The organism is Bradyrhizobium sp. 149, from assembly GCF_023073915.1.
Lineage (GTDB): Bacteria > Pseudomonadota > Alphaproteobacteria > Rhizobiales > Xanthobacteraceae > Bradyrhizobium.
Window position 1 is genome coordinate 495,722 of sequence record NZ_JADPKK010000013.1, and the last position, 25,553, is coordinate 521,274.

The window sequence follows — 25,553 nt, forward strand, 5'->3', positions numbered from 1 at the left end:
TGGGCAACATGGATTGGGCCGCCACGCCGAAAAATCAAAAATCACGGCGCGGCAGAGTGGAGAGGTCAAGAATGTCAGTCGGTCGAACTCTGTTTGCGGCGACGCTCGCCGGTATGCTTGCGTTGGCGGTCTCGCCGGCGTCGAGCCAGACGCTGCGCTACGCCAACCAGGGTGAGCTCAAGTCGCTCGACCCGTACACGCTGAACGAGTCGACCACCAGTGCGCATCTCGGTCATGTCTATGAGGGCCTGGTTGCCCGCGGCAAGGACCTGAAGATCGTCCCGGCACTCGCCGAAAGCTGGGAGACGCCGGAGCCGACACGCTGGCGCTTTCACCTGCGCAAGGACGTCAAATTCCACAACGGCGACCCCTTCACCGCGGACGACGTGGTGTTCTCGGCCGACCGCGTGCGGGCGAAAGGCTCGAATTTCCAGAGCCGCGTTCCCGCCGATGCCAAGGTGGTCAAGATCGACGATTACACCGTCGATTTCATCCTGACCTCGCCCAATCCTATTCTGACGGCGCTGTGGGCGACCTGGTACATCATGGACAAGAAATGGGCAGAGGCGAACGATGCGATGGCACCGACGCCGGCCGCCGCCACGACCCCGAGCTACGCCTCGCTCCATGAGAACGGCACCGGCGCCTTCACGATCGACAGCCATCAGCCGGGCGTGAAGACCGTCTTCAAGGCCAATCCGAACTGGTGGCGCAAGCCGGAACATAATCTGAAGGAGATCATCTTCACGCCGATCGCCAACCCCGCCACGCGTGTTGCGGCGCTGTTGTCCGGCGAGGTCGACGTGATCGAGCCGGTTCCGGTCCAGGACATCGAGCGCGTGAAAGCGAGTCCGAACGCCACCGTGCTGACGGGACCTGAACTCCGCACCATCTTTGTCGGCATGGATCAGGCGCGTGACGAGCTCTTGTACTCCAACGTCAAGGGCAAGAACCCATTCAAGGACGTTCGCGTCCGCGAAGCCGTCTACCGGGCAATCGACGTCGACCTGATCAAGAATCGCGTCATGCGCGGACTGTCTACGCCGTCCGCGTTGATGGTCGCACCAGAGATCTTTGCCTCGAAGGATTTCACCCGGCCGAAGCTCGATCCCGACGCCGCCAAGAAGCTCCTGGCTGACGCCGGCTATCCCGAGGGTTTCGAAGTCACGATGGACTGCCCCAACGATCGCTACGTCAATGACGCCGCGATTTGTCAGGCCGTCGTCGGCATGCTCGCCCGCATCGGCCTCAAAGTGGAGCTGCTGGCGCAACCCAAAGCCCAGTATTTCGCCAAGGTTCTGAAGCCCGGCGGCTACAAGACGTCGTTCTTCATGCTGGGCTGGACCCCCGACACGCTGGACTCCCACAACGTCCTGCACGACATCATGGGTTGCCGCGATGATCCTAAGGATCCCAACCGCGGAGAAGCCAATCTCGCTGGTTACTGCAACAAGCAGTTCGACGAACTCGCGGACAAGGTTCTCCTGGAACTCGATACGGCCAAGCGCGATTTGCTGATCAAGCAGGCTTGGGAGATCTCGATGAAGGACTGGGCCTACGTGCCGCTGCATCAGCAGGCGCTGGCCTGGGGCGTGTCCAAGAAGGTGAAGCTGACCCAGCGCGCAGACAACCAGGTCCTGCTCTACTGGGCGACCAAGCAGGACGAGTAGTTGTCGACAAGTTGTGAAGTCCCGGAAGCCCTGGCTTCCGGGACTTGCTGTTTCGGGCTAACGCGATGATGCGTGCTGCTGAAGTTATGTGAAAGGAACAGATGCTCGCTTTCACACTGCGCCGGGCCATTCAGGCCATTGGTGTCATGATCGCCGTCGGGATCATCTCCTTCTCGATGTTTCGTTTCGCCGGGGATCCCGTGAACCAGATGGTCGGGATGGACACGTCCGGCGCCGAACGCGCCGCGATCCGCAAATCGCTCGGCCTCGACGATCCCGTGATCGTGCAGTTCGGCCGCTATATCGGCAACGCTGCGCAGTTCAAGTTCGGCGTCTCCTACCAGTTCCGCCTGCCTGTCTCCAATCTTCTGATGGAGCGGATGCCCGCGACCCTGGAGCTCGCGATCTGCGCCACCATCTTCGCGATGCTCTGTGGCATCCTGATGGGCGTCTATTCGGCGCTTCGCCGCGACAGCTGGCTCACACACGCGTTCCAGGCGATCTCGCTGATCGGCATCTCGCTGCCGACCTTCCTGATCGGCATTCTCATGATCTACCTGTTCTCGGTGACGCTCGGCTGGCTGCCCTCGTTCGGGCGCGGCGACGTCGTGCATATCGGCTGGTGGACGACGGGTCTGCTGACGCTGTCCGGACTGAAGGCGCTGATCATGCCCTCGATCACGCTAGGCTTGTTCCAGATGACGCTGATCATGCGGCTGGTCCGCACCGAGATGCTCGAAGTCATGCGCACCGACTACATCCGCTTCGCCCGTGCCCGCGGCCTCACCACCCGCGCCATCCATTTCGGCCATGCGCTGCGCAACACGCTGATCCCGGTCATCACGGTGGCTGGCCTGCAATTTGGCTCGGTAATTGCATTTGCGATCATCACCGAGACCGTGTTCCAGTGGCCCGGCATGGGGTTGCTGTTCGTCCAGGCCGTGCAGAATGTCGATATCCCGATCATGGCCGCCTATCTGATGATGGTGTCCCTGATCTTCGTCACCATCAATCTCGTGGTTGATATCCTCTACACCATCGTCGATCCGCGGCTGCGCTCGACGATCAGCCGGGCACATTGAATGAGCGAAGCCGTCGTCCCGCACAAGGTCGACGAACGCGGCCCGCGCGCCGACGCGCCGGGTTGGTTCAAACGCACGCTCGACAGCGACCTGTTCTATTCATTTCGCCGCTCCAAAATCACCATGGTCGCAGCGGCGGTGACGCTGCTGTTCTTCCTGGTCGCGATCCTCGCCTCGGTGCTGTCGGTCCAGAATCCCTTCGACCCGGCGCAGCTCCAGTTGATGAACTCGCGCATCTCGCCATTATGGACCTCCGACGGCCAGAGCCCGTTCCTGCTCGGCACCGACGAACAAGGCCGGGACGTGTTGTCCGCGATCCTTTACGGCATGCGCATCTCGCTTCTCGTCGGCGTGCTCGGCGTCGTCTTCTCCGGCGCGATCGGCATCCTGCTCGGGCTGACGGCCGGCTATTTCGGCGGTGCCGTCGACGGGCTGATCATGCGCATCGCCGACGTGCAGCTTTCGTTCCCGGCGATCCTGATCGCGCTGCTGATCAACGGCATCGCCAAATCGGTCTTCGGCAACAAGCTCGACGAGATGAGCATGCTGGCTGTCCTGGTCTTCGCGATCGGGTTGAGCTTTTGGGTGCAATATGCCCGCACCGTGCGCGGCTCCGTCATGGTCGAGAAGAACAAGGACTATGTCGCCGCCGCCCAGCTCATTGGCCTGCCCGCCCCGGTGATCATGTTGCGCCACGTGCTGCCGAACACGATGGGGCCGATTCTCGTCATCGCCACCATCAATCTCGCGCTCGCTATCATCACCGAGGCGACGCTGTCGTTCCTCGGCTCGGGGATGCCTGAGACCATGCCATCGCTGGGCACGTTGATCCGCATCGGCAACAACTATCTGTTCGCGGGCGAATGGTGGATCGTCGCCTTCCCTGGAATCGCACTCGCGGCGCTGATCCTGTCGATCAATCTGCTCGGCGACTGGCTGCGCGACGCGCTTAACCCGAAACTCCGATGAGTATGCAGCGTTCATGACCGAGCCCGTTCTCTCCGTTCGTAATCTTCAGGTCGAGTTCGCCTCCCGCCGGGGCACGCTGCGCGCGATCGATAGTGTCTCCTTCGACATCGCGAAGGGCGAGGTGCTCGGTGTTGTCGGCGAGTCCGGCGCCGGCAAATCGGTCACCGGACTCGCGGTCATTGGCCTGATCGATCCCCCGGGGCGCATCTCGGGCGGCGAGATCCGCCTGTCCGGCCTGCGCATCGACAATCTGCCGCCGGAAGAGATGCGCCGCGTGCGTGGAAAACGTATCGGCATGATCTTCCAGGATCCCCTCACCTCGCTCAATCCGCTGTACAAGATTGGCGATCAGCTCATCGAGACGATCAGAACCCATCTGAACCTGTCCGAGACCGCCGCGCGCCGCCGCGCCATCGACCTGCTCGCCGAAGTCGGGATCCCCGCACCGGAAAAGCGCATCGACGGCTATCCGCACGAATTCTCCGGCGGCATGCGCCAGCGCGTGGTCATTGCGCTCGCGATTTGCGCCGAGCCGGAGCTGATCATCGCGGACGAGCCGACCACGGCGCTCGACGTCTCCGTACAGGCGCAAATCATCTCGCTCATCAAGCGACTCGGTCGCGACCACGGCACCGCCGTGATGCTGGTGACCCACGACATGGGCGTGATCGCGGAGGCGTCCGACCGTGTCGCGGTGATGTATGCCGGCCGCGTCGCCGAGATCGGTCCGGTGCAGGACGTCGTCAGGAATCCGCTGCACCCTTATGCCAAGGGCCTGATGGGCGCGATCCCGACCCTTGCCGGCGACGACAAGCGTCTGGTGCAGATCCCCGGCTCCATGCCGCGCCTGTCGGCGATCCCGCGCGGCTGCTCGTTCAATCCGCGCTGCGCATTCGCATTCGACCGCTGCCGCATCGAGCGGCCCGAGCCGCTGCCGCGCGGCACGCAATCCGTTGCCTGCCACCTCTATGACAGCGTGCCGACGGAGAGCGCGGCGTGAGCGCTCCCTTCGTCCAGGCCACAAATCTGCGGCGCGTCTTCGACGTCTCGAAGCCCTGGCTCAACCGCGTGCTCGAGGGCGGCCAGCTCGAATATCTCAAGGCCGTCGACGGCGTCACTTTCGACATCAGGAAGGGCGAGACTTTTGCACTGGTTGGAGAATCCGGCTCGGGCAAGACGACGGTGGCGCGGATGGTCGTCGGCCTGCTGCCGCCGAGCTCCGGCAACGTCCTGATCGACGGCGTCTCGATGACCGACCCGCGGCAGGCGCCGGCACGTCGAAAGCTGCGCCGCCGCATCCAGATGATCTTCCAGGACCCCTATGCGAGCCTGAACCCGCGCTTCCGGGTGGATGCCATCATCTCCGAGCCGATCCGCGCCTTCGACCTGATCCAGGGCGAGCGCGACATCCAGGGACGCGTCGGCGAGCTGCTCAGCCTCGTCGGCCTGCATCCCGACGACCGCTTGAAGTTTCCGCACGAATTCTCCGGCGGCCAGCGCCAGCGCATCGCCATCGCGCGTGCGCTCGCTTCCGATGCCGAATTCATCGTCTGCGACGAGCCGACCTCGGCGCTCGACGTCTCCGTGCAGGCGCAGATCCTGAACCTGATGCGCGACCTCCAGGACAAGTTTGGCCTGACCTACATGTTCATCAGCCACAACCTCGCCGTGGTCCGCCATATGGCGAGCCGCGTCGGCGTGATGTATCTCGGCCGCATTGTCGAGATCGCGGAAGGACGCGAGCTGTTTGCTCGTCCGCGCATGCCCTACACCAAGATGCTGCTCGGTGCCGTGCCTGATCTCGCCATGAGCGGCCGCCAGCGGATTCCAGTGAAGGGTGAGATCCCGAACCCGATCAATCCGCCGCCCGGCTGTGCCTTCAATCCGCGCTGCCCGCTGGCGTTCGATCTCTGCCGCAAGGAAGCCCCGGAACTGATCGACGGCGTCGCCTGCCACGTGGTGAACACCGCGCCGGTACCGGCATGACGCGCGCGTGCCATGCAGCCTGCGCATTTGGCGGCGGCCTGGCCCTGTGATCAATTGCGCGCGCCGCAAATGAGGTAGTCCATGGCCAGTATCGTCAATCCCGATCCCTTCACGACACGCCCTGAGATCGAAGGCACATTCGGGGTCGTCGCGACCACGCACTGGATCGCGACCGCCATCGGCATGGCCATCCTGGAAAAGGGCGGCAACGCCTTTGACGCCGGCGTCGCCACCGCTTTCACGCTCCAGGTGGTCGAGCCGCATCTGAACGGCCCCGGCGGCGACGTCCCGATCATCGTGCACGACGTGAAGCGCGGCCGCACCGAGGTGATCTGCGGCCAGGGTCCGGCACCGGCTCGCGCCACCATCGCACATTACAAGAGCGAAGGCCTCGACATGGTGCCCGGCACCGGTCTGCTCGCGGCCTGCGTCCCCGGCACCTTCGAATCCTGGATGATGCTGCTGCGTGACTACGGCACGATGCGCGTGCGCGACGTGCTGGAGCCCGCAATCTCCTATGCGCACGACGGCTATCCGCTGGTCGAGCGCGCCTGCGCCACGATCCAGACCGTCGAGCAATTGTTCCGCAAGCACTGGCCGACGTCAGCCGCCGTCTACCTCCCGAACGGCGAAGTGCCGAGGCCCGGCACGCTCTTCACCAACAAGACACTTGCGGCGACCTACGCACGAATCCTGAGCGAAGCCGAAAGCGGCGGCGGCGGGCGGGACGCCGAGATCGAGCGCGCGCGAAAAGCCTGGTCGCATGGCTTTGTCGCGGAAGCCATCGACAAATTCTGCCGGACGCAGGACGTGATGGACGTCAGCGGCTCGCCACATCGCGGCGTGCTGTCGGCCGATGACATGGCGAGATGGCAGCCCACTGTCGAGGCCCCGCTCACCTACGATTATGGCCGCTACACCATTTGCAAGGCGGGGGTCTGGAGCCAGGGTCCGGTGACCCTGCAGCAACTCGCGTTGCTGAAGGGCTTTGCGCTCGATGGGCTCGATCCGACCGGACCCGAATTCATCCATCTCCAGATCGAATGCGCCAAGCTCGCCTTCGCCGACCGCGAAAAATTCTACGGCGACCCTGAGTTCAACGAGATCCCGATCGCGACACTGTTGTCGGACGCCTATAATGACGAACGGCGCAAGCTCGTCACCGACAAGGCTTCGCTCGACTTCCTCCCCGGTTCGATCGAGGGCTTTGGCGGCGTGGTCAAGCTGCGCCGTGCCGAGGGTCAGCGCGAGGCGGTCGGCGCGCTCGGTGCCGGCGAACCGACGGTGGGCCGCTTCGGCGAGGTGCGCGGCGACACCGTGCATTTCGACATCATCGACAAGGCCGGCAATATGGTGTCGTCGACACCGTCGGGCGGCTGGCTGCAATCCTCTCCGATCATTCCCGAGCTCGGCTTCTGCCTCGGCAGCCGCGCCCAGATGTTCTGGCTGGAGGAGGACCACCCCGCTGCGCTGGCGCCCGGCAAACGACCGCGCACCACGCTGTCCCCAACCATGGCATTGCGCGACGGCGAGCCTTATCTGGCCTGGGGCTCGCCGGGCGGCGACCAGCAGGATCAGTGGATCACGCAGTTTTTCCTGCGGCACGTCCATTGCAATCTCAATCTCCAGGAGGCGATCGACGCGCCGGCCTGGCATTCCGAGCATTTCCCGATCTCGTTCTGGCCCCGCACCGCGCGTCCCGGCGTGCTCGTGGTCGAGAACCGCGTGCCGAAGGCGACGATAGAGAATCTTCGCGAACGCGGACATATCGTCGAGGTCGGACCGGACTGGTCGGAAGGCCGCCTCACCGCGGCCTCGCGCGTCGGTCCGCGCCGCCGCGCCGCCGCCAATCCGCGCGGCATGCAGGGCTATGCCGCGGGACGCTAGAGGCAGTACATGACCTGGTCGATCATCGCGCGCGATCCTGCTACCGGCCAGTTCGGCATCGCCGTTGCCACGCGCTTCTTCGCCGTCGGCGCGCGCGTCCCCTACATCGCGGCGGGCCTCGGCGCCATCGCGACGCAGGCCTTCGTCAATCCCTATTACGGGATTGACGGCATCAAGCTGCTGCGTGAGGGTCTCAACGCGCACGACGTGCTGGCCACTCTTCTCGCGACGGACGACGGCCGCGAAATTCGCCAGCTCCACATGATGGACGCCAGCGGCGCGATTGCCGCGCATACCGGACGCGACTGCGTCGACTGGTGCGGACACATCGCAGGTAACGGTTTTTCCATTGCCGGCAATATGCTCGCGGGCGCCGATGTGCTCGACGAGACCGCAAGAACCTATATCGCCAATGAGAGCCTGCCGTTCCCGCGCCGCCTGCTCGCCGCGATGCGGGCGGGCGAAGCCGCTGGCGGCGACAAGCGTGGCAAGCAGTCCGCCGCGCTCCTGATCCACGACGAGGAGGAATGGCCGGCATTGGATGTGCGCGCCGACGATCATCCCGATCCGCTCGGCGAACTCGAGCGGCTCGAGCGGGTTAGCCACGAGCTCTGGGTCCACTTCCGCGCCTCCATGCCGACGCGTCAGAACCCGGCCGGCAACACCGATCGCAGCGCCATCGAGGCCAGCATCGCCGCAGCGCGCGCAAAACGATCATGAGCGCGGCCCCTCTCATCGAGATCAAAGATCTGCGCATCCGTTTCCACGGCGATGACGGCCGCGTCACCCACGCGGTCGACAGCGTCGATCTCAGCGTCGCCAATGGTGCGACGCTCGGCCTCGTGGGCGAATCCGGCTGCGGCAAGAGCGTGACGTCTCTGGCGATCATGGGCCTGCTGCCAAAACAGGGCGCGGAGATCTCCGGCGCGATCCGCTTCGACGGTTTCGATCTGCTCAAGACATCGGACAAGACGCTACGCGATCTGCGCGGCAACCGGCTCGCGATGATCTTTCAGGAGCCGATGACGTCGCTCAATCCGAGCTTCACCATCGGCGATCAGATCGTCGAGACGATTCTGCGCCACCGCGGCGGCTCGCGCAGGAGTGCGCGCGAACGAGCGATCGAGCTGCTGCGTCGCGTCCACATCCCCTCGCCCGAGCGGCGGATCGACGAATATCCGCACAAGCTCTCCGGCGGCATGCGCCAGCGCGTCATGATCGCGATGGCGCTCGCCTGCGACCCGCGGCTGCTGATCGCGGACGAGCCGACCACCGCGCTCGACGTCACGCTGCAGGCGCAGATCCTCGAATTAATGCGGGAATTGAAGGCTGCGAGCGGCGCGGCCATCATCCTGATCACCCATGATCTCGGCGTGGTCGCCGAAGTCTGCGACGAGGTCGCGGTGATGTATGCCGGCGAAATCGTCGAGCGCGCACCGGTCGACGAACTGTTCTCCGCGCCGCAACACCCTTACACCGTCGGCCTGCTCGGCTCGATTCCGCGGCTCGACCATCGCGCCGGACAGCTCGCGACGATCGAGGGCATGGTGCCGAACATGGCGCAGCCCCCCGCCGGCTGTCGCTTCGCCGCGCGCTGCCCCTTCGTGCTGGACGCCTGCACCAGGGCGCCGCCGCCGCTGGTCGAAGTCAGCCCCGGCCACCTCTCGCGCTGCATCCGCGCGCCGCTCGAACGCCTGGTGTCGTGATGGCGCTGCTCGAGGTCGAAGGCCTGGTCAAGCATTTCGTCGCCGAGCGCTCGCTGTTCGGCCGCGCGCTGGCGCATGTCAAGGCTGTCGATGGCGTGTCCTTCTCGCTGGAGGCCCGCAAGACGCTGGCCCTGGTCGGCGAATCCGGCTGCGGCAAATCCACCGTCAGCCGCCTGGTGCTGCGGCTGATCGAGCCGGATGCCGGCATAATCCGTTTCGAAGGCCGCGATCTCCTCTCGCTCGACGCCGGCGCGCTGCGCGCCTTCCGCCGCGAAGCCCAGATCATCTTCCAGGATCCTTACGCCTCGCTCAATCCGCGCATGACGGTCGGCCAGATCCTGGCCGAGCCGCTGGCGCTGCACGATCTGGTGCCGCCCGCCCGGCGGCGCGAACGCGTCGAGGAGATCTTGCGGCTGGTCGGGCTGGAGCCGCGGTTGGCCCGACGTTACCCGCACGAGTTTTCCGGCGGGCAGCGCCAGCGCATCGCTATCGCCCGCGCGCTCGCGGTCGAGCCCAAACTGATCATCTGCGATGAGCCGGTCTCGGCGCTCGACGTCTCGATCCGCTCGCAAATCCTCAATCTGCTGCGGGAACTCCAGGACCGGCTCGGCCTCGCCTACATTTTCGTCTCGCACGATCTCGCGGTGGTCAAGCACATCGCCGACCACGTGGCGGTGATGAATCTCGGCCAGATCGTCGAGACGGCGGCGGCGGATGCGCTGTTTGCCGCGCCGCGTCATCCCTATAGCCGGGCCCTGCTCTCCGCGATCCCGGTGCCCAAGCCGCGGGCAAAGCGCAGCCGGATTGTGCTGCAGGGAGAGATTCCCAGCGCGCTCAATCCGCCGCCGGGATGCCGCTTCCACACCCGCTGCCCCTATGTGGTCGACCGTTGCCGCAGCGAAATGCCAAAACTCGTGCCGGATGGCATCGGACATGCAACGGCGTGCCACCGAACGTCGGAACTGCCATCGTCCGCGGCGATCGTCCCGACGGACGGCGGTTTCTCGCCAGTTCTCGAAAAATTGGTCGCCGCGTTCAGCGGCGGCCCGGAAGCAGTCCGCGGCAGCGGGGTTAGTTCATTGGGGACGGACCCGGCATAGCCGTAAAACAGAGGTTGAGAGCGATGAATCCTATGCGTTTGGCAATCCTGGCGTCGGCATTGCTGACGTCGCTCGTGGGCGGCGTACAGGCCCAGACCGCGCTTCGCATCGGCATCGCCGAAGACCCTGATATCCTCGACCCCAGCATCGGCCGCACCTATGTCGGGCGCATCGTGTTCTCCGCCTTCTGCGACAAGCTATTCGACATCGACGAGAAGCTCAACATCGTGCCGCAGCTTGCGCTGTCGCACGAGACCTCGGCCGACGGCAAGGAGATGACGATCAAGCTCAGGCCGAACGTCAAATTCCACGACGGCGAACCGCTGGACGCCGAAGCCGCCAAATTCTCGATCGAGCGGCACATGACGCTGCCGACCTCGTTCCGGAAGTCCGAGCTTGCCAGCGTCGATCACGTCGAGGTTGTCGATCCCCTCACCATCAAGCTGGTGCTGAAGACCCCTTACTCGCCGCTGATCGCCCAACTGACCGACCGCTCCGGCATGATGGTGTCGCCCAAGGCGGCGAAGGAGGCCGGCGACAAGTTCGGCCTGCATCCGATCTGCGCCGGTCCCTACAAATTCGTCGAGCGCGTGCAGCAGGACCGCATGGTCTTCGAAAAATTCGCCGATTACTGGAACAAGGACAACATCCATATCGACCGAGTCGTGTTCCTGCCGATCGTGGACGCCACGGTGCGCCTTGCGAACCTCAAGTCCGGCGGACTCGATTTGATCGAGCGCGTGCTCGCCACCGACATCAAGGACGTGCGCGCAGATTCGCGCCTCGTGCTATCGACGGCACCGGAGCTCGGCTATTACGGCCTCACCGTCAATATCGGCAACGACAAGGCCAAGGGGCCATTGAGCCAATCGGCGAAAGTCCGCCAGGCGCTCGACCTGTCGATCGATCGCGAGGCCCTCAACCAGGTCGTTTTCAACGGCGAGTTCACGCCGGGCAATCAATGGGTCAGCCCAACCCACCCCTACTACCAGAAGGCATTTCCGGTCCGTGGCCGTGACATCGCGAAAGCCAAGGCGCTTCTGAAGGAAGCCGGAGTCGCTTCGCCGGTGTCCGTCGACTACATGATTCCCAAAGGCGCGGAGAACGAAGCCGTAGCCCAGGTCATCCAGTCCATGGCCGCGGAAGCGGGCTTCGACATCAAGATCCGCGCCGTGGAATTCGCAACGACGTTCAAGCAGGCCCAGGCCGGCGAATTCCAGATCTTCCAGATCAACTGGAGCGGCCGCATCGACCCCGACGGCAACTCCTACATCTTCATGCGCAGCAAGGCACCGCAGAACGACGGCGGCTATGCCAATCCGGAAGCCGACAAGCTGATGGAAGACGGCCGGCTGACCGCCAACGTCGATGAGCGCAAGGCGATCTACGCAAAGCTGACCAAGATCGTGCTCGACGATTTGCCGATCATCTACATCTACCACCGCACGCTTCTGATTGCGCACACGACCAAGCTCCAGGGTTACAGGCAGATGCCCGACGGGCTGGTGCGCGTGGTCGGGCTGAAGTTCAAGTGAGCGTGGCATCGTCTGAGACGCGGCCGGCGCCATGCTGAACTTCCTCGCCCGCCGCATTGTGCAGATCGTACCGACACTGTTCTTCGTGTCGGTCCTGATCTTCTCGCTCCAGCAATTGTTACCGGGCGATCCGGCGCTGGTGATGGCCGGCGAGGAGCGCGATCCCGCCGTGATCGAACAGATCCGCCAGCAATACCGGCTCGATCAGCCGATTCCCGTGCAGTACGTCTACTGGCTCAAGGGCGTTCTATCAGGCAATTTCGGCGAATCGCTGCGCAACAAGATGCCGGTGCGCGAGCTGATCGCGCAGAAGCTGCCGGTGACGCTCCAGCTCGGCTCGATGGCAATGTTGATCGCACTCCTGATCGGCATTCCCGCCGGCATCGTCTCCGCCGTGAAGAAGGGCACCGCCTGGGACTATGGCGCCAATTTGTTCGCGCTGTGGGGCATCTCGACGCCGAATTTCTGGCTCGGGATCATGCTGATCTTCCTGTTCTCGATCGAACTCGGCTGGCTGCCGGCGTCGGGCTACGTGCCGCTGACCGAGAACTGGCGCGCGAGCCTCGCCGCGACGATCATGCCGGCCTTCGTCCTCGGCAACGCGATTTCCGCGGTCCTGATGCGGCATACCCGGAGCGCCATGCTCCAGGTGCTGGAAAGCGACTACGTCCGCACCGCGCGCGCCAAGGGATTGTCCGAACGCTCGGTCATCCTCAAGCACGCCATGCGCAACGCACTGACGCCGATCATCACGCTCGGCGCGCTCGAGCTCGGTACGCTGTTGTCGGGAGCGGTGCTGACGGAGCAGATCTTCTCCATTCCCGGCTTCGGCAAGCTGATCGTGGACGCCGTGTTCAACCGCGACTACGCGGTCGTACAGGGTGTCGTGCTGGTGACAGCCACCGTCTACATCACCCTGAACCTCGTTGCAGACGTCGCCTATGTCCTGGTCAATCCGCGGCTAAGGGGCTAGGCGATGACCGAGGCTGCACTATCAGCAACTCCCACCACCCAAGCCTACGAGCTGGACAGCCCGGCCCGTCGCGCCCGGCGGCGGCTGTTCAAGCGCAAGGCCGCCGTGTTCGGGCTCGTCGTGATCACGGCGTTCATCTTGCTTGCGGCCCTTGCGCCGCTCGTCGTGCCCTACGACCCCATCGCGACGAGCTGGAGTCTGGTCCGCAAGCCGCCGACTGCGGCGCACTGGTTCGGCACTGACGAGCTCGGCCGCGACATCCTGAGCCGCGTCGTTTATGGTGCGCGCGCGTCGCTGCTCGCGGGCCTCATCTCGGTCGCGATCGCGCTAGGCGTCGGCGTTCCGCTCGGCCTGCTTGCCGGCTATCGCGGCGGCTTTGTCGATGCGCTGATCAGCCGGATCACCGACGCGATGCTGGCCTGCCCTTTCCTGATCCTGGCGATCGCGCTCGCCGCATTCCTTGGGCCGAGCCTCGGCAATGCCATGATCGCGATCGGCATCTCGGCAACCCCCATCTTCATCCGCCTGACCCGCGGCCAGGTGCTTGTCGTCAAGGCCGAGGACTATGTCGAGGCGGCGCGCGCGCTCGGCAATCCGCCGTGGCGGATCGCGTTCTCGCACATCCTGCCCAACATCCTGCCGGCGCTGCTGGTGCAGGCGACGCTGTCGATTGCCGCCGCCATCATCGCCGAAGCCGCGCTGTCCTTCCTCGGCCTCGGCCAGCAGCCGCCGGCGCCGTCCTGGGGCAGCATGCTCAACGCGGCGCAGCGTTTCCTGACCCAGGCGCCCTGGATGGCGATCTGGCCGGGGCTTGCGATATTCCTGGTCGTGCTGTCGCTGAACCTGCTCGGCGACGGCCTGCGCGACGCGCTCGATCCGCGCCAGCGCTAGATAACCACTTCGCGCATCACGCGGCGGCAATCCATCTCGTATTCGAGATCGACCACCGGCGGCCGGGCATAGTGCCAGGTCAGGCCGGAGCGCAATGCCCCGCGGCGGACGAGCTCGTCCACCAGCGCGTGGTGGAAGTCGTGCACGGAATAGGCCTGCACGCCGGTCGTGTCCTTCCAGCCGAACCCCAAGGCCGTCATCCTGTTCTCCATCTGGGACGTCGTCGTGAAGCGCACCTTCTCGCGCAGGCCTTCCGGGCTGAGGTCGCGATAGCGCACGGTGCGCTCGACATAGGTCCCACCGCCCTCGCGCGCCTCAGCGCCGCCGGCAATCACGAAGCTCGGCGTCTTCGAGCTTGTCGGTCGCGTGAAGGAGTAAGCGTAGAACGACGGCTCGGCCGGTGGATCGATCTCGGGACAGACATTGCTGCGCGCCACCGGATTGGTGATGCCGTCAAAGATGCCCCATTCGGACAGCGTCTTCACATAGTGCAGGTTGAACGCGCGAAAGCCTTCCTCGCTGAAGGCCGCCGGTGAGCGCAGCTCGCAGGCACAGAACGCCGTCAGCGGCCGCCCCGCCTCCTGGATATATTTAGCGGCGAGCGCAAACCCTTCCGCGAGCGGCACAAGGCGATCGAACCGCACGCGCTCGATCTCATAACCGTCATCCGCGGCAGCACCGGCTGAATACTGGAATACCGACGGAATGAAACGGTAATTGCCGGCGGAGAATTCGAGTGTCATGTCGGACTCCTATTCCAGTTGCATGCGAATACCCTTGGCGCCGTTAAGCAGGCGCTTCAGGTGAAAGCCGGCCAGGGAATCGTCGGCGTGCATGCCGACCAGCGCGGCGAACGCCGGCATGGCGGCGGCATCACCGGCCTCCATCTTGGCAAAAGCGTCAGAATACAGCGCCGATTCCGGCGCAGCGAATTGGGCCGGCGCCAGCGGCTCGAACGCGCGCAAGGGCTCGCTGCGCCCGCGCAGCATCAGCTCACCGACCGGACGACCGCGAAAATTCTCAGCCGCATTGGCGACGCTGGCACTCACGCAAATCCGCGTGCCCAGATGCTTGTTCGCGGCTTCCAGCCGCGCCGCGATGTTGATGGAGTCTCCATACGCGGTGTAGTCGAAAAACCGGTTGCCGCCGAAATTTCCGACCAGCGCCGGCCCGGCGTGAATGCCGATGCGCGTGGTGCCGAAATTCACGCCTCTCACCTTCCAACGTGCGGAAAAATCCTCCGCCCAGGCGTCGAGATCGTGTGCGCAGGCGACCGCGCGCGTCGCATAGTCCGGCTGATCGCCGGGCGCGTTGAACAGCACCTGGATCGCATCGCCGATGATCTTGGCGACGGTCCCCTCATGCGCGAAGACGATTTCGGTCATTCCGCCGACATATTCGTTGAGAAGCGCGCCCAGCGTCTCGGGGGGCGCGCTCTCGACCAGCGAGGTAAAGCCGGTAATATCGGTGAAGATGGTCGCGACATCGCGCCACTGCACTTCGATCTCCTCACCTTCGCCTCCTGCCGCCAGACGCTTGGCGAGTTCCGGCGAGAAATGACGCGAGAGCGCGGCGTGGGCGCGCTCGGCATCCATCTGGCGGCGCCGCACCTCGCGCAGCATCTCGATGTGGCGGATGGTCTTCTGGATCGTCATCTCCAGATCGGCGAAATCAATCGGCTTGGTCAGGAAGTCGAATGCACCGCGGTTCATCGCAGTGCGGATATTGCTCATGTCGCCATAGGCCGACACGATGATGGTAGACTTTTTGTCTTCGGATTCCTGAAGCTTCGCCAGCAGCGACAGCCCGTCCATCCTGGGCATGTTGATGTCGGACACGACCATGTCGACGTGCGGGTTCTGCTCGAGCGACTGCAGCGCTTCGAGGCCGTCGCGCGCGAACATGATGGTCACCAGCCCGTCGCGAATTTGCCTGCGGAACTTTTGCAGGACCAGCGCCTCGAGATCCGGCTCGTCGTCGACGAAGAGGATGGTCGCGGTCATGCGGCTTGCTCGAGCCTCGTGTCGATTTCCTGCCGCAGCAGCGCGAAATCGATCGGCTTGGTGAGAAGTCCGACCGCGCCGCGCTCGATCGCCTTCCGGCGCGTCTCGGCGTCTCCATAGGCGGTGATCATGATGACGGGAACGTCCGGATGCGCAAGACGCACCTTCGGCAGCATGTCGAGCCCGCTCATGCCGGGCATGTTGATGTCGGACAGAATCAGGATCAACGAGGGATCGCGAACCTCGGCGGCGAGCTTCAGCGCGTCAGGCGCGGACGGCGCGAATTCCATCTGGAAGCGGCCGGCGCGCAGGTCGCGCCGGAACTGCTGCCGGAACAGCGCCTCGACGTCGGGCTCGTCATCGACGACCAGGATGTAAACGTTCAACTCTTGCCTCCGGATGTGCCGCCCGCCGCCATCATGCGCGGCAGGGTGATGATGAACTCGGTGAATACACCGGGCTCCGTGTTCACGTCGATCGTGCCGCCGTGCTGTTTCACGACGATGTCATGGCTCATGGAAAGGCCGAGCCCGGTGCCCTCGCCGGCCGGCTTGGTGGTGAAGAAGGGATTGAACATCTTCTCCTTCACCTCGGGCGGGATCCCCGTGCCGTTGTCGCGAATGCGGATCTCGACCCTGTCGCCGAGAGTTTTCGTTGCCGCGCGCAGGGTTGGCTCGAAGGCGTCTGCGGCGCTCTCCTTACGCTTGGCGGTGGCGTAGAAGCCGTTCGAGATAAGATTGAGGAAGACTCGCATGATTTCCTGCGGATAGATATCGACCATGCCCGCGGCGGGGTCGAAGCCGCGCTCGATCGTAACGTTGAAGCCGGGCCTTTCAGCACGTGCGCCGTGATAAGCGAGATTAAGGCTCTCCTCCAGGACCGCGTTGATATCGCCGGGGCGATGCTCGCCGGAGCCCTCGCGCGAATGCAGCAGCATGTTCCTGACGATGGAATCGGCACGTTTGCCGTGCTGCACCACCTTATCGAGGTTGCTCCTGAGCATGCCGGTCAGCTCGTCAACCTCCTCTTTCGTCTTGCCGTCGAGCGAGGTCGCTTGCAGGGCCTCGTTGAGCTCGTCGATCAGCTCGGTCGACACCGCCGAGAAATTGTTGACGAAATTGAGCGGGTTCTTGATCTCGTGCGCGATCCCCGCCGTGAGCTGGCCGAGCGACGCGAGCTTCTCGGTCTGGACCAGGCGGTCCTGCGCGGCGCGAAGATCGTCGAGGGATTTCCGGAGTTCTGCGGTCCGGTGCTCAACCTTGTTCTCAAGATCCGTGTAGGATTCCTGCAGGCGCTCACCCATGTCGTTGAACTGGTCCGCGAGGCCCTCGAGTTCATCGCCAGTCTTGATCAAGATGCGTTGCGAGAAATCGCCGCCGCCGATGCGCTCGGCGCCGCTTCGCAGCGCCTGGATCGGTCCGACCATGCGGCGCGCCAGGAAGATCCCGGCGAGCACCGCGAAGGCCGACGCAGCGAGCAGCACGAAGGCAAGCCGCTGCAACGCGGCATAGAGCGCCGCATAGGCCTCCTCCACCGGCAGCTCGACGAACATGGTCCAGTGCAGCGGTGCGATCGAGGCCGACGCGGTCAGCACCTTCTGTCCCTGGATGTTGCGCGCTTCGGAAAGCGCGTCGAGCGCGGCGCCGCCTACGGCAAGTGCGGCGCGCACCTGGGGGAGACCGGACATGTCGGTGTTGCGCAGGACCAGGCTGATATCGGGGTGCGCGATCAGGCGACCCTCCGGGCCGACCACGTAGGCATGCCCGTGCTCGCCCACCTTGATCTGGGACACGACATCCCAGATCAGCTTGAGATTGACCTCCGCGATGCTGACGCCGGCATCCTTGCGCGGCCCGGCCTGCGCCAGGGTCATGTACGGCTCGGACTCCCTGCGGAAATAGACCGGACCGTAAAAAACCTTGTGCGCGACCGCCTCGGTGAACTTCGGATCGCCCGACAGGTCGATGCCGCTGTCGATCGCGTCCATGGCGAGCCGCGAGACCCGCAGCCGTTCCTTGCCCGTGGAATCCACCTGGGCGAGTTCGGTGATCGCGGGCACCTGGCGCAGCAAGCGCAGCGCATCGAACCGGCGCTGCTCGATCGAGCTCGCCGACCAGGGCAGCTGCGTGGTCCAGCCAAGCTGGTTCTCGATCTCCTTGACGAACTGACCGATCTTGGCCGCGGCCGCCTCGGCCTGTTCATGCTGAACCCGGATCAGCGCCGCCTTGTGCTCGCGATAATAGAAGAGGACCTCGAACAGGCCGTTGGCCAACAGCGCGATCGCGACGACGGCCACGAAGAGGGCGACATATTTGGCGAACAGTCGGCTCCTGATCCCCTGCCCTGGCGGGGTACCGGACACGACGCCGCCCGGCGCCGCGCTTGGCAGCGTCCGTGCTTGCGGGGTGTCGGGGTTGAGGGAAAGGCTCATCGCGCCGAACCTAGCAAGAAGACCGGACCTTGTCTCTCGCGGGCGCGGGAAAGGCCTCATGCAGCCGGGGCGCCCGAGGCAAATAGAAAAGGGCGGCAGCGGATTGGCCCCTGCCGCCCTCGGGTTCGCTTACCTGCGGCCTCAGGTCGGCCGCAGCGCCTTGGTGTTGAGGTCGAGGTCGTTGACCTGCTTGTTCCGCTCGGAATCCGCCGCCGCGCGATGATCGGTCGCCAGCACCACATAGACGGCAGGCAGCACGAACAGCGTAAACAGCGTGCCGATCGACATGCCGGCGACGACCACAAGACCGATCGAGAAGCGGCTGGCCGCGCCTGCGCCGGTCGCGGTCAGCAGCGGAATCAGGCCCGTCACCATCGCGGCCGTCGTCATCAGGATCGGTCGCAGACGAATACGGGCGGACATTTCGATCGCCGAGCGGCGGTCGAGCCGCTCGTTGATCTGGAGCTCGTTGGCAAACTCCACCATCAGGATGCCGTGCTTGGTGATCAGGCCAACCAAGGTCAGTAGGCCGACCTGGGTGTAGATGTTCATGGTCGCCACACCGAAGAACAGCGGGATCAGCGCGCCAACGATCGCCATCGGCACCGAGATCATGATGACCAGCGGATCGCGCAAGCTCTCGAACTGCGCCGCCAGCACCAGGAAGATGATGATCAGCGCGAAGCCGAAGGTGATCGCGAGCTGGTTGCCTTCCTGAACATACTGCCTGCTGTCAGCGAGATAATCATGGCTGAAACCCTGCGGCAGGTTCTTGGCCTCGCTCTCGAGGAAGTCGACCGCCGCACCGACGGTTACGCCGGGCATCGGCACCGCCGAGAAGGTGGCCGAATTGAGCTGATTGTAATGTGTCAGCGAATTCGGCTCAGTCTTGGTCTCGATCGACACCACCGTCGACAGCGGAAGCTGCTGGCCGGTGTTGGTCGTCACGTAGTAGCCGGCGAGCGATTCCGGCGAAAGCCGCTGGGCGCGCGGCACCTGCGGGATGACTTGATAGGAACGGCCCTCGAGGTTGAAGCGGTTGATGTAATTGCCGCCGAGCAGCACCGCGAGCGTGCTGCCGAGGTTCTGCATGTTAATGCCGAGATCCTGCGCCTTGGTGCGGTTGATCGTCACCTTCACGTTCGGCTGGTTGTACGCAAGATCGCTGTCGGAGACGATGAACATGCCGCTCTTGCGGGCAGCTGCCTTCAGCTTCTCCATCTGTTCATAGACAGTCTGGAAACTGGCGGTAGAGTTGATCACCATCTGCACCGGAAGGCCGCCCGGGCCGCCCGGCAGCGGCGGCAGGTTGAACGCGAACGCCTGCACGCCCTCGATCTTGGAGAGCTCGGCCTGCACCAGCGACTTCAGCTGGATCGACGAGCGCTTGCGCTCCTCCCAGGGCTTCAGCAGCATGCCGGCGATACCGCCCTGCGGGCCGTTGATGCCGTTCAGCACGAAGCGCAGATCGGTCTCGGGGAATTTCTGGAATTCCTTGTCGAGCTTTTCGCCGTAGAAATCGACGTAGTCGATGTTGGCGTATTTCGGCGCCTTGGTCACCGCGAACACGATCCCCTGGTCCTCCTCAGGCGCCAGCTCCTTCGACGTGTGCATGTAGAGGAAGCCGACGAGCCCGAGAATAGTCACCGCGAACAGGCCGGTGATGGCCTTGTAGTCGAGCGAGCGGTCGAGCCTTCGCCCGTACCATCGCGTCAACCCGCCAAACACCTTGTTGACGAACTTGGCGAAGCGACCCTCTTCGCTGTTCTTCAGCAGCACCGAGCACATCATCGGCGACAGCGTCAGCGCGATCACGCCGGACACGATCACCGAGCCCGCGAGCGTGAAGGCGAATTCGCGGAACAACGAGCCGGTCAGGCCACCGAGGAACCCGATCGGCGCGTACACGGCTGCGAGGGTGATGGTCATCGAGACGACGGGACCGACGATTTCGCGCGCGCCTTCCAGCGACGCCTGGACCGGCGTTTTCCCTTCCTCCAGATGGCGGTGGATGTTTTCCACCACGACGATGGCGTCGTCGACCACGAGGCCGATCGCGAGCACCATCGCGAGCAAAGTCAGGAGGTTGAAGCTGAAGCCCAGCGCCAGCATCAGCGTGCAGACGCCGATCATCGACAGCGGGATGGTGACGACGGGAATGATGACCGAACGGAACGACGCCAGAAACAGGAAGATCACCACGATCACGATGATCACGGCTTCGCCCAATGTCTTCTCGACCTCGTCGATCGAGGATTGGATGAACTTGGTCGAATCGTAGGCAACCTTCATCTTCATTGACGGCGGCAGATTGCGCTCGAGCTCGGGGAACAGCGCGCGCACGCCCTTGACCAGCGTCAGCGGGTTGCCTTGCGGTGTTGCCTGCACACCGATGAAGATCGCGTGCTCGCCGTTGAAGGCGACGCTCGCATCGGTGCTTTGAGCCGCAAGCTCGACGGTGGCGATGTCCTCCATACGTACGAAGCCGCCGTCCTTGGCCTTGACGATCATCTTCTTGAACTGATTGACGTCGGTCAGGCCCGTATTCGTCGAAACGTTCGAGACGATGAGGTAGCCCTTGGTCTGGCCCGCCGCCGATTGGAAGTTGTTGGCGGTGATTGCCGCGGCCACGTCAGCCGGCGACACGTTGCGCCCAGCCATCTTCAGCGGATCAAGCCACAGCCGCATCGCAAAGGTCTGGCCACCGAGAATATCCGCCGAAGCCACGCCGTCGACGGTCGACAGCACCGGTTGCACAACGCGCGTCAGATAGTCCGAGATCGCCGAGCCCGACAGCTCTTCGGACGAGAAGCCGAGATACATCACGGCCGTGGTCTGGCCCGTGGTCTTCGTAACGATCGGATCGTTGGATTCCTTCGGAATCAGGTACTTGACGGAGTTCGTCTTGGCCAGAACCTCGGTCAGCGCCTGGTTCGGGTCGAAGTTCAGCTTGATGTAGACCTGGATCGTCGAGGTGCCGAGCACCGAGGACGAGGTGATGTAGTCGACACCTTCGGCGGAAGCGACCGCCTGCTCGATCGGCGTGGTGATGAAGCCTTGGATCAGGTCCGCGGACGCGCCTGGATAGACGGTCGTGATGTTGATGACCGTGTTCGACAGCTTCGGATATTGCCGGATCGGCAGCGTCGTCGCCGCGCGCAGGCCGATCAGCAGGATCAGCAGGCTGACGACGACCGACAGGACCGGGCGTTTGATGAAAATATCAGTAAAGCGCATCGCGGCGATCTCGATTCATTGACTTGCAAAGCGCATGACCCGGCCAAGCCGGATCATGCTGCGACGTGACGACCTCAGTATCGCGGCGGCTGCGCCGGGATCTGCGGGGCCGGGTCGGTCGAAATCGATACCGCCGCGCCCGATTGGAGCTTGAGCTGGCCGACGGCGACGACCTTGTCGCCCGGCTTCACGCCCTTGACGATTTCGACGCGACCTTCGACCCGGTTGCCGGTCTGCACGAAAGTGCGCACCGCGCTCAGGCTGGTCTTGCCGTCCTCTTCCTTCTTCTCGCTGATCACGAACACCGAGTCGCCGTACAGCGTGTAGTCGACCGCCGTCTCCGGCACGGTGACCACGGCTGGCTTGTCCGGCAGCACCACCGTGGTGGTCACGAACATGCCGGGCTTCAGGATCTTCTCCGGATTGGAGATGGTCGCCTGCACGCGGATGTTGCGAGTGTCGGTCGAGATCTGCGGCTCGATCGTGGTGATCTTGGCGTCGAAGGTGCGGCCCGGATAAGCGTCAACCCTCAGCCGAACCGGCTGACCGACCTTGAGGTTGCCCGAGTCCTTTTCCGTCACCGTGAAGTTGGCCCACAGCTCCGACAGATCCGTCAGCGAAACGATGGCCGTGCCTGCGGTGAGATACTGGCCGACCTCGACCTTGCGGACGCCGAGGTCGCCGGAGAACGGTGCACGCACCAGCTTCTGCGAAATCAGCGCCTCCGTCTTGGCGATTCCGGCCATAGCCTGGTCGTAGGCAGCCTGCGCCTGATCGACCGTCGCCTGCGGACCGAACTGGCGCGAGGCCAGTTGCTTGGCGCGGTCGAGCGACAACTGCGCGACGGTCGCCTGCGCCTTGAAGCTCGCGAGATCGCCCTGCTCGGCCGCGTCGAACAGCTGCACCAGCGGCGTGCCGGCTTCGACATGCGCGCCCGGCTCGAACTTGATCTCGGTGACACGGCCGTTGACGTCGGCGCTGACGTCGACCTGATGCACGGCAGAGAGCCCGCCGACGGCCGTGAGCAGGTTCGGCACCACCTCGGACTTCGCCTCGGCTGCGCTGACTGCGACCGGCGGCGGCTTGTTGTTGGCGAAGAACTGCTTGATCATCTGGCCGCGGAAAGAATTGAACCAGACGAGGCCACCGACGAGCACGCCGAGCAGCGTGCCGACGATGATGAACCAGAGCACCGGCCGAACCGGACGCTTGGGAGCCTTGTTGTCGATCGGTTCGCCCGAAATCTTGTGTTCGGTTACGATGTTCATGTCATGCACTTTCTGCAATCGCCGTCTTGCCCGCACACGCGGCCTGATCGCGGCCCAAATGCGAAGCAATTGCGGCGTCGTTAAGTCCGATACCCCTCAGGAGAAATTCACAGAGCTGCCGCTCGAGGTCGTTCGCCTTGCCGTAAGCGAGACACGGCGTGGCCGGCAGCCTGGTCAGCGCAGCCGTCATCACCGTGTGATGCGCAAACCAGAACAGGTTGAGCGGTTCGCCGTTGTATGGCCGCGCGTCCCCGGCGGCAACCGCACGCTCGAGCGAGGCGACGAAGGCCGCCCCGATCAGCGTCTCGATCTTGGCATATAGCAAACGAGCGAATTCGCCGTCGTCCAAATGACTCGTGGCCATCAGTCGCAGGCGCTGGGCCTCTTCCCGGTCGGGCCCGTCGGCGATGTGCAGGAAATGCCCGACCATGCCGCGGATCACTTCGACCAGGGTGGCAGTAGAAGGCTCCCGTTCGAGCAGCTCCATGAGCGCCGGGTCCGCCTCGCATTCGTCGCTGAGAATTTCGGCATAGAGCGCGGCCTTGGACGGGAAATGCTTGAACAGCAGCGCTTCGGAAATGGCAGCGGCCGCCGCCACGCTCTTTGTCGTGGTGCCGGTATAGCCGTGTCGGGCAAAGCAACGCTTTGCGGCGCCGAGGATCAATTGACGCCTCAGGTCGCTCGTCATACGCAATGAGCTCATGCTAGTGAGTAAGCACTCACCCACGCAAAAGTCAAGCCGAATGGTGCGGTGCAACCTACAAGAATATCTCTTAAAGGTATCGCAAGGTTCTAAATCGGCTCGAAGCCGAGGTCGCCGCGGATCCGGTTGAGAATGTAAGTCCCATCCCGACTTGGCAAAATCCGCTCCAGATGGCGGCGGTCGAGGAGATTGGCCTTGCTCATTTGGTGAAAACCTTGGCGCCGATCAGGCGCTGCGACAGCAGGACGGCCGTGGCGTGAGCGCGTTGTAGGCCTGCGCGGCCGCCGCCTCGAGCACGGCCGGCACCTCGGCTGCGGTCGAAGCCCGCAGCACCTTGACACCCGTGAGCTCGAACACGCTCTGCGTGGTCGATCCCATCGGCACCTGCCACGGATTGAACTCGCCCCACTCGCCGCGCATGGTCACCAGCGTGAGGAAGGGAAAGCGCAGGATCGGGGATCAGCGACAGCATGTTGATGCAATTGCCGACTCCGCTCGACTGCATCAACAGCACGCCGCGCTGGCCGCCGGTCCAGGCGCCGGCGAGAAGCGCCACGCCCTCCTCCTCGGTCGTCAGCGGAATGCCGCGCATCGTGGACGAGGCCAGCACGCGCTGGATCAGCCTCGAATGGCCGGCGTCCGGCACGTAGGGCACTTGCCGGACGTCGAAGCGTTGCAAGGTCGCGAAAATATCGTCCGGCCAATTCGGGGCCGGGTCGGCAGCGTCAGCGCGGGCCCGCATTTTCCTGTCCGGTCGGCTTGCAAATCATGGCTCGACTGTAGACGGTGAACTGCGCCGCTCAAAAGAGCGAAAACGGCATATCGGTCTCAACCGGCGAGTATGGCGGCATGAACGCAAGTGCGAATGAACTGGCGGCCAATTTCGATCTGGAGAAGCTGACGGCGGAATTCTACGACGATCCCTACCCGACCTATCGTGCACTGCGGGAGAACGAGCCGCTCAAGCGCCTGCGCAACGGCACCGTATTCCTGACCCGCTATGACGATCTCGTCACGACTTACAAGAACACCAGATCGTTCAGCTCGGACAAGAAGCGCGAGTTCGCGCCGAAATATGGCGACACCCCGCTCTATGAGCATCACACCACGAGCCTCGTCTTCAACGATCCGCCGGCGCATACCCGCGTGCGGCGCCTGATCATGGGCGCGCTGTCGCCGCGCGCGATCGCGGGGATGGAGCCCGATATTATCAAGCTGGTCGACGGCCTGCTCAATCGCATCGCTGCCAAGGGCAGCTGCGAGCTGATCGAGGACTTCGCCGCCTCGATCCCCATCGAGGTGATCGGCAATTTGCTCGACGTGCCCCATGACGAACGCGCGCCGCTGCGCGATTGGTCGCTGGCGATCCTGGGCGCCCTCGAACCGGTCGTGTCACCTGAAGTGGCCGCGCGCGGCAACAAGGCCGTGACGGACTTCCTCGCCTATCTCCAGACACTGGTCGCGCGCCGGCGCCAAACGCCCGGCAACCCCGAGCGTGACGTGTTGACGCGGCTGATCCAGGGAGAAGGTAACGGCGGGGAGAACGGCGAGCGGCTGACCGAGAAGGAGCTGCTGCACAACTGCATCTTCCTGCTCAATGCCGGCCACGAGACCACCACCAACCTGATCGGCAACGGGCTGGTCGCGCTCGACCGGAACCCGGATCAGAAGCGGGGGCTGAGCGACAACCCCGAGCTGATCAAGACTGCGGTCGAAGAGATGCTGCGCTACGAAAGCTCGAACCAGCTCGGCAACCGCATGACCACGGAGCGGGTCGAGCTCGGCGGCGTCATGCTCGATGCCGGCACGTCGATCACGCTGTGCATCGGCGCTGCCAACCGCGATCCGGCGCAGTTTCCGGACCCCGAAAGCTTCGACATCGCGCGCATGCCGAACCGGCATCTCGCCTTCGCCACCGGAGCGCATCAATGCGCGGGCATGGCGCTGGCGCGGCTGGAAGGCGCCATCGCGGTCTCACGCTTCTTGGCGCGCTTCCCGAACTATGCCGTGAGCGGACAGCCGGTCAGGGGTGGACGGGTGCGGTTCCGCGGCTTTTTGAGCGTGCCCTGCGCGGTCGGCTGAGGCCCGGCAGCAAAAATGTCGAAAACAACC

The 25,553-nt window shown here is 64.1% G+C and carries 20 protein-coding genes and 1 pseudogene; 13 read left to right on the forward strand and 8 right to left on the reverse strand.

Annotated features, from left to right (window positions below):
- Window positions 1–71 precede the first annotated feature (71 nt).
- The 12 genes from IVA88_RS07705 to IVA88_RS07760 all read left to right on the forward strand — a co-directional run bounded on the left by IVA88_RS07705 (window position 72) and on the right by IVA88_RS07760 (window position 13,799).
- Window positions 72–1,670, forward strand: a complete 1,599-nt coding sequence (locus tag IVA88_RS07705) for an ABC transporter substrate-binding protein (RefSeq protein WP_247496680.1) — start codon at window positions 72–74, stop codon at window positions 1,668–1,670.
- A gap of 101 nt (window positions 1,671–1,771) precedes the next feature.
- Window positions 1,772–2,752 carry an ABC transporter permease gene (locus IVA88_RS07710; protein ID WP_247496681.1) on the forward strand — a complete coding sequence of 327 codons (981 nt, stop codon included), beginning with the start codon at window positions 1,772–1,774 and terminating at the stop codon, window positions 2,750–2,752.
- A complete protein-coding gene (locus IVA88_RS07715) occupies window positions 2,753–3,721 on the forward strand; it encodes an ABC transporter permease (RefSeq protein ID WP_247496682.1) in 969 nt (322 codons plus the stop codon).
- A 13-nt stretch (window positions 3,722–3,734) separates the two neighbouring features.
- Window positions 3,735–4,721: an ABC transporter ATP-binding protein gene (locus IVA88_RS07720; RefSeq protein ID WP_247496683.1), complete on the forward strand. Its 987-nt coding sequence runs from the start codon at window positions 3,735–3,737 to the stop codon at window positions 4,719–4,721.
- Window positions 4,718–5,707 carry an oligopeptide/dipeptide ABC transporter ATP-binding protein gene (locus IVA88_RS07725; protein ID WP_247496684.1) on the forward strand — a complete coding sequence of 330 codons (990 nt, stop codon included), beginning with the start codon at window positions 4,718–4,720 and terminating at the stop codon, window positions 5,705–5,707. Before IVA88_RS07720 ends, IVA88_RS07725 begins: the two co-directional genes overlap by 4 nt.
- Window positions 5,708–5,788: 81 nt before the next feature.
- A complete protein-coding gene (locus IVA88_RS07730; protein WP_247496685.1) occupies window positions 5,789–7,594 on the forward strand; it encodes a gamma-glutamyltransferase family protein in 1,806 nt (601 codons plus the stop codon).
- Between the two features lie 9 nt (window positions 7,595–7,603).
- Window positions 7,604–8,314, forward strand: a complete 711-nt coding sequence (locus IVA88_RS07735) for a DUF1028 domain-containing protein (protein ID WP_247496686.1) — start codon at window positions 7,604–7,606, stop codon at window positions 8,312–8,314.
- Window positions 8,311–9,300 carry an ABC transporter ATP-binding protein gene (locus IVA88_RS07740; RefSeq protein WP_247496687.1) on the forward strand — a complete coding sequence of 330 codons (990 nt, stop codon included), beginning with the start codon at window positions 8,311–8,313 and terminating at the stop codon, window positions 9,298–9,300. Before IVA88_RS07735 ends, IVA88_RS07740 begins: the two co-directional genes overlap by 4 nt.
- The gene (locus IVA88_RS07745; protein ID WP_247496688.1) at window positions 9,300–10,400 is read left to right on the forward strand and encodes a dipeptide ABC transporter ATP-binding protein; all 1,101 of its coding nucleotides are present in this window, start codon (window positions 9,300–9,302) and stop codon (window positions 10,398–10,400) included. Before IVA88_RS07740 ends, IVA88_RS07745 begins: the two co-directional genes overlap by 1 nt.
- A 23-nt stretch (window positions 10,401–10,423) precedes the next feature.
- Window positions 10,424–11,935 (forward strand): ABC transporter substrate-binding protein, encoded by a 1,512-nt coding sequence (locus IVA88_RS07750; RefSeq protein ID WP_247496689.1) that lies wholly within the window; start codon window positions 10,424–10,426, stop codon window positions 11,933–11,935.
- A gap of 31 nt (window positions 11,936–11,966) precedes the next feature.
- Window positions 11,967–12,908: an ABC transporter permease gene (locus tag IVA88_RS07755; protein ID WP_247496690.1), complete on the forward strand. Its 942-nt coding sequence runs from the start codon at window positions 11,967–11,969 to the stop codon at window positions 12,906–12,908.
- 3 nt (window positions 12,909–12,911) lie between these two features.
- Window positions 12,912–13,799, forward strand: a complete 888-nt coding sequence (locus IVA88_RS07760; RefSeq protein ID WP_247496691.1) for an ABC transporter permease — start codon at window positions 12,912–12,914, stop codon at window positions 13,797–13,799.
- Here the strand turns inward: IVA88_RS07760 and IVA88_RS07765 are convergent.
- The 8 genes and pseudogenes from IVA88_RS07765 to IVA88_RS07800 all read right to left on the reverse strand — a co-directional run bounded on the left by IVA88_RS07765 (window position 13,796) and on the right by IVA88_RS07800 (window position 24,183).
- The gene (locus tag IVA88_RS07765; protein ID WP_247496692.1) at window positions 13,796–14,542 is read right to left on the reverse strand and encodes a hypothetical protein; all 747 of its coding nucleotides are present in this window, start codon (window positions 14,540–14,542) and stop codon (window positions 13,796–13,798) included. The two genes, IVA88_RS07760 and IVA88_RS07765, sit on opposite strands and share 4 nt — an antisense overlap.
- A 9-nt stretch (window positions 14,543–14,551) precedes the next feature.
- On the reverse strand, window positions 14,552–15,802 hold the full coding sequence (locus IVA88_RS07770) for an adenylate/guanylate cyclase domain-containing protein (RefSeq protein ID WP_247496693.1): 1,251 nt from the start codon (window positions 15,800–15,802) through the stop codon (window positions 14,552–14,554).
- The gene (locus tag IVA88_RS07775; RefSeq protein ID WP_247496694.1) at window positions 15,799–16,188 is read right to left on the reverse strand and encodes a response regulator; all 390 of its coding nucleotides are present in this window, start codon (window positions 16,186–16,188) and stop codon (window positions 15,799–15,801) included. Before IVA88_RS07775 ends, IVA88_RS07770 begins: the two co-directional genes overlap by 4 nt.
- Window positions 16,185–18,233, reverse strand: coding sequence for a sensor histidine kinase (locus IVA88_RS07780; RefSeq protein ID WP_247496695.1), 2,049 nt, complete (start codon window positions 18,231–18,233; stop codon window positions 16,185–16,187). The genes IVA88_RS07775 and IVA88_RS07780 overlap by 4 nt, the downstream gene beginning before the upstream one ends.
- 141 nt (window positions 18,234–18,374) lie before the next feature.
- Entirely contained in the window at window positions 18,375–21,470 is a 3,096-nt protein-coding gene (locus IVA88_RS07785) for a MexW/MexI family multidrug efflux RND transporter permease subunit (protein WP_247496696.1), read from the reverse strand.
- Window positions 21,471–21,544: 74 nt separating this feature from the next.
- Window positions 21,545–22,738 (reverse strand): efflux RND transporter periplasmic adaptor subunit, encoded by a 1,194-nt coding sequence (locus IVA88_RS07790; RefSeq protein ID WP_247496697.1) that lies wholly within the window; start codon window positions 22,736–22,738, stop codon window positions 21,545–21,547.
- Window position 22,739: 1 nt separating this feature from the next.
- Window positions 22,740–23,441, reverse strand: a complete 702-nt coding sequence (locus IVA88_RS07795; protein WP_247496932.1) for a TetR/AcrR family transcriptional regulator — start codon at window positions 23,439–23,441, stop codon at window positions 22,740–22,742.
- 199 nt (window positions 23,442–23,640) lie between these two features.
- A pseudogene (locus tag IVA88_RS07800) lies at window positions 23,641–24,183 on the reverse strand (phosphonopyruvate decarboxylase).
- Between the two features lie 107 nt (window positions 24,184–24,290).
- Between IVA88_RS07800 and IVA88_RS07805 the strand changes: the two are divergent.
- Entirely contained in the window at window positions 24,291–25,523 is a 1,233-nt protein-coding gene (locus tag IVA88_RS07805) for a cytochrome P450 (RefSeq protein WP_247496698.1), read from the forward strand.
- The last annotated feature ends 30 nt before the right edge of the window (window positions 25,524–25,553 follow it).